Origin of the sequence: Mycobacterium sp. 050134, assembly GCF_036409085.1 — a bacterium.
GTDB lineage: Bacteria > Actinomycetota > Actinomycetes > Mycobacteriales > Mycobacteriaceae > Mycobacterium.
Window position 1 is genome coordinate 26,653 of record NZ_JAZGLV010000012.1, and the last position, 12,100, is coordinate 38,752.

Genomic DNA, 12,100 nt, shown 5'->3' on the forward strand with positions numbered 1-12,100 from the left:
CTCTCAGTTCTCGGTCCGGGCGCGCATGTCGGTAGCCGTTAGACGGCGCCAGCGGCGTATGTGTAGCCCTTCGGCGGGATGAGACTCGTAACCTGGTCGAACCAGCACCAATAGCCGAAAGGTTGAAAGCCCGAGTCGGCGATCCACACCGCCTCAGCTCCCGGAGTGTTGTCGTAGCCCATCGCGGCGACGTAGTGATAGATGGTGCCACCGTGGTACAGCGGCGATCTGCTGCCTTTCGCACCCTGCGGATAATTCGATGGCGGAGCGACCCAGTTCATGATCACACCCCAACCGGAGTCGATGCTGCGGACCAGGTCGCGCCATAACCGATCGCGCTGGGCCGCGGTCGGCGGGTCGCATGGCAAGTAGACGGACATGTATCCGGCGTCCGGTACCCTGCGGTCAAGGTCTTGTTCGATCAAGCCGACGTAATCTGTTCCGTTGGCGTTGGTGCCGATCGAGAGCGCCAGGTCTCGTTCCGCGACAATGATTCCGCGCGAGTTGAGCACGACCTGTGTCGCAGCCGGGCCGCACCAGAAGCCGGTCTCCTGCGGGACGATGCTGTGGTCGTAAGGCAGCACTTTCTCCACACCGACGGCAGCGGCCGGGACGTCGCGCATCATCGGCGCCACAGTCGGCGCCGGTCCGTCGGACGTCACCGGCGACGACGGATACGTCAGCTCATTCCATGTTCGCGACGCCGCTGGGTGCGTCTGGAGGCCCCGTGTCGCCGGCGCGGGAGCTCGCAGCGTCGCCGCCGACAGCAGTGGCGTTGCCGCCGACTGCCTCGCAACGGGTGAATCGAGCTTGGCCAACTCCAGGCGGACCTCGCCGGTTTCCTGAAGCCGCCTCAGCAACACCATGGCACCGCATTGCTGGCTGACGGCCGTATCCGACCACTGTCCGTCACCAACGTACTTACCGCTCGTGTATTGGTTGCTGTAACTCCACAGGTACGGGGACTTCACTTGCGGGTGGTAATGGCGATAACCGAAGCCGTTGAACTTCTCGAACAAATATGCCAAGTGTTCAGTTGACCAGTCCGTCACCTCAGTGAGCCCGTCGTATCGCATTGCGTCGGCGGCGCTTTCCTCCCAGGTGAAGGGGGGATTTCCCGAGGAGGGGCGCCCCGCCGGCACATGTACGGTGCGACCCGTCAACGGGTCACCGTTGTGCAGGTGTCTGGCAAAGTCCCCACCGGCTTCGAGGTTGTGAATGATTGCGATCACAAACCATGGGACTTTCGTCATGCCTTCGACGATGCGGTACCTGTCCTTTTGGCTGACGATGCGTTCAACGATCGAATCCGCTTCGGCGAGCTTGTTCTGGCGAATCGCCATCGACGCCCACAGGTCTGAGTATTCGTCCTTCAGGTCGGCAAAGTTCAGCTCACCCCTACTTCCTACCGCGGCCGCCGCGAAGGCGCGGTAGTCGAGATCAGCAGGCCTGAAGACGTACTCTTTCTTGAATTCCTCGATCTCGCGGTCTTTGTCGGCCAAGAATTTATGGAAGGCGGATGCCGTCGCACCGTCCCTCGCGGTGCCAGAAGGTTTCTTCGCGTTCGTGGTGCTTGTGGTCATCGTGTCCTCACCCTTCCTCCGCGGCTAGTGCGACGTGCAATTTCAGCGCGCTGTTGGGACCGGCGAACGCCTCGATGAGCCGATCGTCCGACCGGTTGAGGGTGACCATTGCACCGTCGTCGCGTAACTCCCGCAGAGTTGCTACTCAGTTGTGCTCTGGGCATTCGAACACAGTCGACGGGGCGGTTGGTAGGGGCCGAAAGTCCTTAATCAATAGGCGCATTCGAATGTCATGATGAGCCGATCTTGGCTTCAGTGCCCGACACCGTTGAACCCGGCATCGGTAGGGCGGCGGCGCGCGCCTTCATCGCCGTCACTGATCGGAGGTTCGAGACGCGGGCACAGCCAGTGCCGCACCCATCGGTCGGCAGATTTCACGATGGTTGCGGTTGAGCCAAGTTATTGCAGCTTCACCGGTGCGACAAGGGATTCATGCCGGGCGCTTGGATATAGTGGTATCTGCTATGACCAGACAGGGACGTTACGTGAAGCGTTGGCGCACAACGCTTCACGCGGCTACGTCGGCATTGATTGCCGCCACCCTCGGACTTGCTATCCCTCCCGTAGCGCAAGCCGCCGCGGTGTCGGCGACGTTGTCGGTGAGCTCGACTTGGCAGACCGGTTTCATCGCCCATTTCACCGTCACCAACTCGAGCATGGCGCAGCTGTCCGACTGGCGGATCGATTTCGACATGCCCGCGGGACAGTCCGTCTTGCACACGTGGAACAGCACCATCACCCAGTCCGGCACGCACTTCGTGCTGACCCCGGCGAACTGGAATCGCATGATCCCACCCGGCGGGTCAGCCACCGGTGGGTTTCGAGGGGTGTTGAGTGGCACGTATTCACCGCCGACGAATTGTCTGATCAACGGGCAATACTGCACCTAGGGCGCCCACCGGCTTCGAAAACGCGATGTGAATTCGAAGTGGCCGCGGCGTGACGGTTCGGCATAGGGTGCGGCGAATCACCGAACGTGAGCGGTCGGCCCGGTTATGAATCAACGGTGAGCAACCACCACGTCAACCTGACCCCGCAGGAAGCCTCGTTGATCGGCGAGAGCCATCCCGAAGCCCTCGCCCGCATGGACGAGCAGTCGCTGAAGGAATTGCAGAGCCGACTCAGGCAGGCACGCGAGAAGAACTTCAGCCTGCTGCGGCGCCAGGGCGCGGCGCGGGTGCAGGCCGAGGGCGCGCGCGGCACCGCCCAGCCCGCCAACGAAAAGCGCGGCGAAAAGGTGGAGGTGTTCGACGAGGCGCTGGCCCGGGTGAGCCAGCGCCTCGACGCGGTCGGAGCGGGCGACTAGGGGAGACGTGGGGCGGCGCGGTGTCCGTCGCCCGTCCCTTTCGTCGAGGGTGCGGTCACGGGACCTTCGGCACTAGATGTTGCGAGGCGCGCGGGGTTAGCTTGCCGTCGGAAGCGGCGCGATGGGCGCGGCGGCGGCTGATTAGCGATACACGTGGCGAGGAGACTCATGAACCGTCTTCGTGACACCGTTTCCCACCGCCCGCGACCTGCCGCTCCTGTCCTCGCGATATAGAACTCTAAGTGAGTTGGCATGAGGTCCAGCCGTTTCTGGTGGCTCTGGCAATAGGTCTGCTGCTCGGTTTGGAGCGTGAACGCAGTCACAGCCGCAAGCTCGCCGCCGGTTCCCGGTCATTCGCGCTCCTGTCGTTGGTGGGGGCCGTGGCCGCGAGCTTCAACCAGTGGACCGTGCTGGCCGGGATGGTCGGCGTCGGCGCGTTGCTGGCCCTCGCGTACTTCCGCACCAGCGAACGGGACCCCGGAACTACCACTGCGTTCGCGGCGCTCGTTGCCTATCTGCTCGGCGCGCTCGCCTACACCCGTCCGACGGTGGCGGTGGCGATTGCCGTCGTGGTCGCGGCGCTGCTGGTGTCCAAGAGCCGCATCCACCGCTTCGCCCGCGAGATTGTCAGCGACGTCGAATTAGAGGACGCGATCAAGTTTTTCGTCGTCGCGTTCGTGATCCTGCCGCTGCTGCCGGATCGGCGGCTGGGGCCCTACGGGGTGCTGGACCCGGCGAAGGTCTGGCTGCTTGTGGTGCTCCTCACCGGTATCGGCTGGATCGGCTACATCGGTGTTCGAGCCCTGGGGCCAGCACGTGGCTTGTTGGTCACCGGGTTGGCCGGTGGATTCGTCTCGGCGACGGCGACGACCGCGTCGATGGGCCGGCTCAGCCGCACGGCCACCAGCCTGCGTGCGCCATTGGCCAGCGCACTGCTCGCCAGCCTCGCCACCCTCATGCAGCTCCTGGTCGTCATCGGGCTCGTCGACGTCGAAGTCTTGCGCCGCCTCTGGCCCCCGGTAGTCGCCACCGCGGTCGTACTCGCGGGTGTCGCAGCGCTGGTCTATCGAGGCGCGTCCCGGATCCATCAGCAAGAAACTGCCGACCGCGCCACCGTCGCGGCGACGAAGACGACCCGCCCTTTCGCCCTGCGCCCTGCCCTCATCCTGGCCGCGGTGCTCACCTTCGCCCTGCTGGTCGGGCGGTGGGGCGCTGACATGCTCGGCCCGAACGGCGTGGTGCTTGCCACGTTCGCCGCGGGCCTGGCCGACGCGCACGCCGGTGCGGTCGCCGCCGCCAGCCTGGCCGCGAAGGGCGACATCACCGTGAACACCGCGCTGATGGCGATCGGTGCCGCGCTAGGTTCCAACCTGATCGTCAAGGCGGTGCTGGCCTTCACCGCCGGCGGTCGTCGCTTCGGGCTCGGTTTTCTTGCCGGGACGGCCATTCCGGCCGTGGTCTTCGGCGTCGCCTTGGCCGGGGTGATGGCCGCGATTTGAGCGGAGGCGCGGTCGCCCGACGCCACACGCCTCCCGCCGGGCGGGGGATCATGTTCCAATCCGGCGACCGATGGGCCTTCGTCCCGCCGTGGAGGGTACTGCGACCCTAGCCGCTGCTCGGCGTGACTGCTTCACTCGCAGCAGTGGTTTCGCCGTAGACCGTGCAGCGGTCGCAGGCGCTGATTCACTCCGAGAGGATTTGTGATGGCGGCAGGCGCGCGTGCAGGCGAGGTGCAGCCGCGGACCTCTCGCACTCAGGTGTGCGGCCTCGGCCGGTCGCGTGGGCTGATGGCCGCCATGTTGATCGCCGGTGCTTCATTAGCCAACGTGGTGGGAGTGGTCCCGGCGGCGCGCGGTGACGCTACGGACGACGCGTTCATCGCGGCGATCAAGGCACACGGCATCGACCACGAGTCGGACAAAGCCGTGATCGCGGCCGGTCATTTGGTCTGCCACCAGCTCGATATGGGCAAGTCGCAGGACGAGATTGCGACCGATGTGATGAACAGCAGCGGTCTGGACGCCGAGCATGCGGGTTACTTCGTTGCCGTAGCGGAACGCGCATACTGCCCGCGCTATGCGGACATCCCGTCATGACGATTTGGCGGCGCGTTGTTCGCCCGGCCTGGCTCACAACTCACGAAGCGACCGGGCGATCCGACCCGTCGCCCAAAGGCCGTAGAGCGCGGCCTTTTTGGAAACGAGACCCGACACCGGCGCGAGGACCACATGGCGCATCCCGACGGCGCCGAAGGCGCGTAGCTTGGTCGTCACCTGTTGCCGTGAGCCCCATAGCAGGGGCCCTTCGAACATCATCTCGATCGGCACGGCCGCGATCGCTTCGTCCATCGCACGACGGTCGTAGCGGTCAGGCACAAAATCGACAAGTGCATTGAAACGCTCCCCGAACGGGTGCTGGGTACCGAACTGCCGCCACAACTCGGCAGGAGCCATGAGCCCCAAGGCGCGGATCACTTTGGTGCCGAGCATCGCGCGGGCCTCGCGTTCGGAGGCTGCCACCACCATGAACCGATGCAGCGCGGGCGTGATCGCTCTGGGGTCCCGGTCCGCCTCGATGGCCGCGGCGCGTACCAGCGCAAGCTTCGACGCGTATTCTTCCGGCGACGCGACCGCGGTGGGATACCAACCGTCACCGTAGCGTCCGGTCAACCGCAGCATGCGCGGACCGTGCCCGGCGACCCAGATTTCGGGCGCCTTGCCGGACGCTGGTTTGAGATCCATCCTGGCCCCGTCGAGCCGATAGTGCCTGCCGGAGAAGGTGATCGCCCTGCGCGCCGAGAAACACATGCGGATGATCTGGAGGGCTTCCTCCAAGCGCGCGACCGGCTGCGTCGGGTCGAGGCCATACGGATCGATGTTCATGCGTTCGCCGGCGCCGATGCCGAGAATCGGTGCACGCTCGCGGGAACGGACTGAGCATGGACATTGCCGAACTCACCGCCACCGGGCCCGGGCCGCGACGCCATCGGGTGACGTCAGCTATCTCGATGTCGGGCAGGGCCGTCCCACGCTGTTCATCCACAGCGTGCTGACCAACGGGCTGCTTTTAGCCCGTCGCGATCGCCGCTCGCCAAGGGCTCCTGGCGAGGGCCGGTCCTCGCATCGCGAGGAGCCGACGGCTCAAGCTGTATGGGCTGGCCGCCGGTTACCGGCATCCCGGCCGGCTTGCGCCGGAGGTGGTCGACGCCTACTACGACCCCGTCTTCGGCACGATGGAATCCAGCCGTGCCTTTGCCCGCCTCGCGGTAGCCATTTCGTCAGCCGATCTGGCCGCCGTCAGGTTACGGCTGTCCCAGCTTCGCGTGCCCACGCTCATCGTGTGGGGAACCGGCGATCCGTTCTTTCCGCTCGAGTGGGGGGAGCGCCTCGCCGCGCTGATCCCGGGCGCGACGGGAATCACCACGCTCGACGGGGCCCGCATGCATTTTCCCGACGAGCGTGCGCCGGAATTCTTGCCGCTGCTCTGCGAACACTGGGCGGCGCATCAATAGTGCGCCGGGTGTCGTACCACGGGGATTGCGTTGCCAGGAAATCACTTTCGTCGCGAATCTGGGCGCCTGCGCGAGGTCGCCGAGCGAGGCGGCCGGCCGCGCATGTGGTCGCGGACGCGGCTCATGATGTCGCCGAGGGTCTGGACGTCCCGATCGGAAAGCGATCCGTACAGGAGGTCGCGCACCACGTGGATATGGCCGGGAAGCACTTTGGCCACCCGAGCGCGACCGGCCTCGGTGATCTCAACGACCGTGGCGCGCTGGTCATCGGGACTCACGTGGCGGGTGATGAGTCCGGTCTTCTCCAACAGCCCGGCCTGATGGGTGAGTCCGCTGCGGCTGTAGACCACCCCGTCGGCGAGGTCGGTCATCGTGAGTGGACGTTCGGCGGCGGCCAGTTCGGCCAGGATCTCGAACTGCACGTAGCTGATGCCACCCTCGGCCCGTAATTGCTCTCGTACCGCGTATTGGAGCAAGCTGGCGGCTTCGGTGAGGGCAAAGTAGGTGCGCATCTGCGCGGGCTGCAGGACTTCGGCCATCACCCGATTCTATGCTTCGAGCTCGAAGCACTGGGCTGGTCTGTAACCCGCGCGCATAAATCGGATGCGAATAGCGCGGTAGCGATTTGACGTTTTCGCTATTCTTCGTATTCGTGCTGCTCGGAACGCGCGTCGCCGGCGGCCTTGTAAACACACAGAAATGAAGGGAAATCAGATGCCCTCACTTCGCTGGCGGGCGGGACTCGCCGTCCTGACGATGGGTGGCGCCGCCCTGGTTGGGAGCGCGGGAATCGCCGTCGCGAACCCCGCCGACGACGCATACCTGGCCCAACTGCGCGCGGTCGGCATCACGTGGCCGCTCAAGACGGAAGAAGCCCTCATCGGGGAAGCGCACCTCATCTGCTACGACCTCACCTGGGGATGGACGCCGCAACAGATCGCCGACGACATTCACGCCCACCTGGACGCCAGGGGCGTCACCTTGTTGGACGTCGGGACCATGGTCAACGCCGCGCACAATACTTATTGCCCCGGCAACGTCTGTGACGCCCCAACCCTTTGCACGTGACGGCGGAATGCGCGGCCGCATCTTTTGAGCATCCAAAGGTTGCGGCAGCGCATCAAAGCCGCGTCGTGATTCGTCGCAAGGGAAATGATTTGGGGTTATCCCGTCCCGGTAGTGCCATGGTTGCCGAACAGCAGCCCGCCGGTGCCGCCGGCACCGCCCGTCCCATGGCTGAGGCCGCTTCCCCCGTTGCCGCCGTCGCCGCCGTTGCCGACCAATTCGGCGCTGCCGCCGTTACCGCCGTTGCCCCCGCCGCCGTCACTGTTCCCGCCGGCCCCGCCGTCGCCGCCCCTACCCCCGTTGAGGCTTTGGCCACCGTGGCCGCCGAATCCGCCGTTGCCGAACAGCGCGCCCGCGGCTCCGCCGTTCCCGCCGTTGCCGCCGTGGGGACTGCCCTGGTCGCCCGAATCGCCACCGGCTCCTCCGGCGCCGCCGCTGCCCGACATCAGGCCACCGTGTCCGCCGCTGCCACCGTTGCCGCCGTTGGCCTGAGCGCTCGCGCCACCGGCACCGCCCGCGCCGCCGTCACCGTTGAAGAACCCGCCCTGCCCGCCGGCGCCGCCCGCGCCGCCGTCGCCGTGGGCGCCGCCACCGCCCACGCCGCCGGCTCCACCGTTGCCGAACAGGCCCGCCGAACCGCCGGCCCCCCCGATGGCGCCGGCTCCAGGCGAACCTCCGGCTGCGCCGCCGTTGCCGCCGGCGCCGAAGAACAGCCCGCCCGCCCCGCCACTCCCACCGTTCCCGGCCTCGGCGCCTCCGCCGCCCATACCACCGTTGCCGAAAAGGCCGGCGGCGCCGCCAGCGCCGCCCGCCGCACCGGCGGCGGTGCTGTTTCTACCGTTGCCACCGTTGCCCCAGAGGATGCCGCCGGCCTGGCCGGGCGTCCCGATGCCCTGTGCGTTCGTGACCCCGTTGACGCCGTCACCGATCAGCGGCCGCCCGAGCAAGGTCTCGGTGGGCGCGTTGATCACCCCGAGCACCTCTTGCCCCAAGGTTTGCAGCTGGTTCGTGCTGGCGGCCTCGGTGAAGCCGTACTGGGCTGCGCCGCCGTTGAGCAGCTGCACGAACTGCTGATGGAAGGAGACGGCCTGAGCGCTGAGCGCCTGATAGGCCTGCCCGTATTGACCGAAGAACGACGACACCGCCGCCGACACTTCGTCCGCCCCTGCGGCCAGGATGCCCGTGGTCGGGGATGCCGCGGTCGCGTGTGCCGCGGTCAGCTCACCGCCGAGTTTCTCCAAATCCGCGGCCGCTGACGCGAGCAGCTCGGGACTCGCCAACAGATGAGACATTTCACCCCTCCGATTCGACGGTCTCGGTCCCGCCTTACGCGACGGGTGTTGCCGTCGCCGCGGCGCCGGCAGGACCGCAGGAGAAACGCTAGAAACGGATCCCACGCGGTTCAATCAGGGGAATCCCTAAGGTTGTGTGCGGTACGGCGAGTATCAGCAGTCCTGCGCTTGCACCCAGCCGACGGCCGAGCTGATCCGTTCGGCGGGCGCGCCGGCGTCACCGCACAGTTGCGCGACTATCTCGGCGGACTCGGCAGTGAAGACGCCGAACGCGTAGTCGTCGGCAGGCACCGCCATCGCCGCGAGCAGCCGCACCTGCCGGCCGCACGTCGACAACGAGTTCGCCTGCTCACTGAGCCGATCGGTCATGGCGCCAATCGATTGGGCCGCCCCCTGCAGCCCATACCACTCCACGAGGAACCGCGGGTTCTCAGCGGTCGTCATTCGACCACGGTATATACGGCACCGGGCGGTTGCCATCGGGGTTTTCCCTAGTCTGTGCCGGAGTTGACTTCCCGTTGCAGGGCCAGGTGGATCTGCGCCCGGGAGCGAATGTTCAGTTTCCGATAAATCCGGCTCAGGTTGAATTCCACCGTCTTAACGCTGATAAACAATGCGGCGGCGATGTCGCGATTGCTCATGCCCGAGGCGGCCAGCTCGGCGACGCGCTCTTCGGTCGTCGTCAACTGATGGCCGCCGCGCCTGCCCGAACCGCCCCGTGCCAGTTCGGCTTCGGCGCGGTCGGCCCACGCCCAGCTGCCCAGCCGCCGGAAGGTCCGCGACGCCTCGTCCAGGACCGCGGTGGCCGCGTCGCGGCGGCGCTGGCGACGGTGCAGTTGCCCGAGCAGCAACTGGGTGCGTGCCCGTTCGAACGGCATGGGTAGCCGCTGGTGTTCATTCATTGCGCTCTGGGCGACGGTCACGGCGGTGGCGGTATCGCCGCGCCCCGCCAGCAGCATGGCGCGGCAGCGCGCGCCGGTCGCCAGCATCCATGGGCGATCGAGCCGGCGCCCGTTGCGCTCCAGAGCCGCGATGAGCGGCTCGGCGTCATCGAGGCGGCCCAGACCGATCATCGCCTCGACGGCGTCGGGCAGGTACGGGGCGACATAGATTTCGGTCGCGTGTGGCGCCTCACCGAGGTCACGCAACAGCGGTTCGAGCGTGGTCACGGCCGCGGCGTGGTTGCCCGCGGACACCTCGAGGAAGCCCAAAATGGTTGTCGGCCATACGGTCACCAAGCCGGGGGAGTCACAGCGCGCGCCGACCGCGAGCGCCTGGCCGGCGTCGCGCCGGGCCTCGGGCTCGGAACCGGTGTACGCGGCGACCGCAGCACGCAGCATGAGCGCCACCGCGAGCGGTAAGTCCCGGCCCAGGAGTAGCGCACGCTCCATGGCGTCGTCCGCTATCCGACCCGCCTCGGCGAAGTCTGCCCGCCAGACCTCGTTGAGACCGCTGTGGAAGGCGAACATCATGAGTTCGCTTTCCTCGCCGCGCTCGATGTAGCTGTGCCTGATCGTGCGCAACTGCAGTCGCGCCTGGTCCAGGCGGCCCGTTGCGGCCAGAACAATCGCGTCCTGGACCCGGGGGCGCAGCAGCGCCGAGACAGCGGTGCGCGAATCCTCCAAATCGAGCGCGCGTTGCAGGCCGGGCTCGTCGACACCCTCGCCGAGCAAAAAGCGCACCTGCACCCGCATGCTCAGGGCCTGGCTCAAGAGGTCGGGCTGACCGTGCGCCTCGGCGGCGGCGACCGCGTCCTCCACGCTGGCCGCGGCCCGATCACGCCGGCCGATATTGATGAAGGCGAACGACAGGGGAACCAAGATGAGGGTCCGTAACGCCAGATCGTCACCGACGTCACCCAGTGCGCGGTCGAGCAATTCGGCGGCTTCGCGCGAACTGCCGTCAAGCAGGCTCCACTGCCCGAGCAGCCGCAGCGCCTCCGCGCGCAGCGGCGGGGGCGCCGGTCGTTCGACGGTCTGCTCGAGCACCGTCCGGGCACGGTCCGCGTCACCCGCGCTGAAGTGGTGGCTCGCCAGCCGAATTCGGCGTTCCGGGGAATCCGCTCCCAGACCGATGGCCAGTTCCAGCAGCTCGGCGGCAGCGGCGGGGGCTCCCCGGCGGCGTGCCATTTCCGCCGCGAGGTCAAGAGCTTCGACCGTCCGGGGATCGCCGGTCGCATCGGACAGCGCGAGGTGGCGGGCGCGCAACTCGGGTTCCTCGACCAAATCGGCAAGACGGCGGTGCATTTCGCGACGCCTGCCGGGCGGCGCGGCGGTGTAGACCCCGTGCGCCAGAATGGGGTGGGTAAATCGAAGCCGCTTTCCGTCGATCGACACCACCTCGTGTGCCTCGGCCGCGGCGAGCGACCGCACCAGCCGGTCCGCCGTGCATTTGGTGGCGCGGGCCACGATCGGTACCGCCGGATCGGCAAGGCTCGCCATGGCAAGCAGGACGTCTTCGGCGCCGAGCCGGCTGATCCTCGACCGCACCAGCTCGCCCAGGCTGCCCGGCAGGCTCAACCCAGCCGGGTGGCCCTCGGGGCCGAGCTCGCGTGCCAGCTCCAGCGCGAAAAACGGGTTGCCGCCCGCTATTTGGTGGATGCGCAGCAACGTAGGGCGAGCGACCGACCGCCCCAGCCGAAATAGCAAGATCCGGTGCAGCTCGCCAACACCGAACGGCCGTAACCGCATTCGACGGACGGCGCCGGGGATGGGCAGCTGGACCCGCGCCGCCACATCTTCGCTCCGGGTCGTGCAGACCATGCCCGCCCCCGCGGGCAGCCGCCGAACGGCATACGACACCGCGTTGGCGCTGGACGTATCGACCCATTGCAGGTCATCGATCGCGATGACGACGGTGTGTTCGGCCGCGAGCCGGGCGACGACCGTGACGAACGCCGCGGCCACGGCCCGGGGATCAATGTCGTCCGCATCGACCGGGTGGCGCAACAGTGCGCCGGCCAGGGCTCGCTGTTGCGGTGCCGGCAGGTCTGACCAGACCGAGTCGTCGACATCGCTCAGCAGATCCGCCAGCGCGGTGTACGCCAGCACCGACTCGGCGGCCGCGGCCCGACAGCTCAGCGTGCGAAAACCCCTTGCACGGGCCCGCTCTACAGCGTCCACCCACACCGTCGTCTTGCCGATCCCCGGTTCACCCTCGATGACGAGGGCACCCGACTGGTGCGGGACCGAATCGAGGAACTCGGTAACGGCCTGTTCCTCGGCATGCCGCCCGATGAACGTTTCCGCCATGTCGATTTCCCCCGCCCGGCGTCACACGACCAAGCCGGCGGGACCTGGGCCCAGGCAAATCGTCACGGGCATGATTCTGCCTCAGAAACGCG

Annotated in this window: 12 protein-coding genes; 6 read left to right on the plus strand and 6 right to left on the minus strand. The window is 67.2% G+C overall.

Translation table 11 applies throughout. The annotated features are described in order from the left end of the window. Positions 1–38: 38 nt before the first annotated feature. Positions 39–1,583 (minus strand): C39 family peptidase, encoded by a 1,545-nt coding sequence (locus SKC42_RS15645; RefSeq protein WP_330965209.1) that lies wholly within the window; start codon positions 1,581–1,583, stop codon positions 39–41. A gap of 464 nt (positions 1,584–2,047) precedes the next feature. On the opposite strand from SKC42_RS15645, the gene SKC42_RS15650 reads away from it, so the two are divergent. The 4 genes from SKC42_RS15650 (at position 2,048) to SKC42_RS15665 (ending at position 4,985) form a co-directional block, all read left to right on the plus strand. Next, positions 2,048–2,473 (plus strand): cellulose-binding domain-containing protein, encoded by a 426-nt coding sequence (locus SKC42_RS15650; protein WP_330965210.1) that lies wholly within the window; start codon positions 2,048–2,050, stop codon positions 2,471–2,473. Between the two features lie 116 nt (positions 2,474–2,589). Continuing rightward, on the plus strand, positions 2,590–2,889 hold the full coding sequence (locus SKC42_RS15655; protein ID WP_330965211.1) for a hypothetical protein: 300 nt from the start codon (positions 2,590–2,592) through the stop codon (positions 2,887–2,889). 242 nt (positions 2,890–3,131) lie between these two features. Beyond that, positions 3,132–4,388 carry an MgtC/SapB family protein gene (locus tag SKC42_RS15660; protein WP_330965212.1) on the plus strand — a complete coding sequence of 419 codons (1,257 nt, stop codon included), beginning with the start codon at positions 3,132–3,134 and terminating at the stop codon, positions 4,386–4,388. A gap of 288 nt (positions 4,389–4,676) precedes the next feature. Beyond that, positions 4,677–4,985 (plus strand): DUF732 domain-containing protein, encoded by a 309-nt coding sequence (locus tag SKC42_RS15665; RefSeq protein WP_330965213.1) that lies wholly within the window; start codon positions 4,677–4,679, stop codon positions 4,983–4,985. 33 nt (positions 4,986–5,018) lie between these two features. Here SKC42_RS15665 and SKC42_RS15670 read toward each other — a convergent pair whose 3' ends face one another. Continuing rightward, positions 5,019–5,771 carry an LLM class flavin-dependent oxidoreductase gene (locus SKC42_RS15670; RefSeq protein WP_442932160.1) on the minus strand — a complete coding sequence of 251 codons (753 nt, stop codon included), beginning with the start codon at positions 5,769–5,771 and terminating at the stop codon, positions 5,019–5,021. A gap of 314 nt (positions 5,772–6,085) precedes the next feature. Between SKC42_RS15670 and SKC42_RS15675 the strand changes: the two genes are divergently transcribed. Further along, entirely contained in the window at positions 6,086–6,400 is a 315-nt protein-coding gene (locus SKC42_RS15675; protein WP_330965214.1) for an alpha/beta fold hydrolase, read from the plus strand. A gap of 41 nt (positions 6,401–6,441) precedes the next feature. On the opposite strand, the gene SKC42_RS15680 is transcribed toward SKC42_RS15675, so the two are convergent. Next, positions 6,442–6,939, minus strand: coding sequence for a MarR family winged helix-turn-helix transcriptional regulator (locus tag SKC42_RS15680; RefSeq protein ID WP_330965215.1), 498 nt, complete (start codon positions 6,937–6,939; stop codon positions 6,442–6,444). A 175-nt stretch (positions 6,940–7,114) separates the two neighbouring features. On the opposite strand from SKC42_RS15680, the gene SKC42_RS15685 reads away from it, so the two are divergent. Then, a complete protein-coding gene (locus SKC42_RS15685; protein ID WP_442932162.1) occupies positions 7,115–7,468 on the plus strand; it encodes a DUF732 domain-containing protein in 354 nt (117 codons plus the stop codon). Positions 7,469–7,563: 95 nt separating this feature from the next. On the opposite strand, the gene SKC42_RS15690 is transcribed toward SKC42_RS15685, so the two are convergent. The 3 genes from SKC42_RS15690 to SKC42_RS15700 form a co-directional block, all read right to left on the minus strand. Next, positions 7,564–8,757, minus strand: a complete 1,194-nt coding sequence (locus SKC42_RS15690) for a PE family protein (protein ID WP_442932164.1) — start codon at positions 8,755–8,757, stop codon at positions 7,564–7,566. A gap of 153 nt (positions 8,758–8,910) precedes the next feature. Next, on the minus strand, positions 8,911–9,201 hold the full coding sequence (locus SKC42_RS15695; protein WP_330965216.1) for a hypothetical protein: 291 nt from the start codon (positions 9,199–9,201) through the stop codon (positions 8,911–8,913). Positions 9,202–9,248: 47 nt separating this feature from the next. Then, the gene (locus SKC42_RS15700) at positions 9,249–12,008 is read right to left on the minus strand and encodes a helix-turn-helix transcriptional regulator (RefSeq protein ID WP_330965217.1); all 2,760 of its coding nucleotides are present in this window, start codon (positions 12,006–12,008) and stop codon (positions 9,249–9,251) included. Positions 12,009–12,100 lie beyond the last annotated feature (92 nt).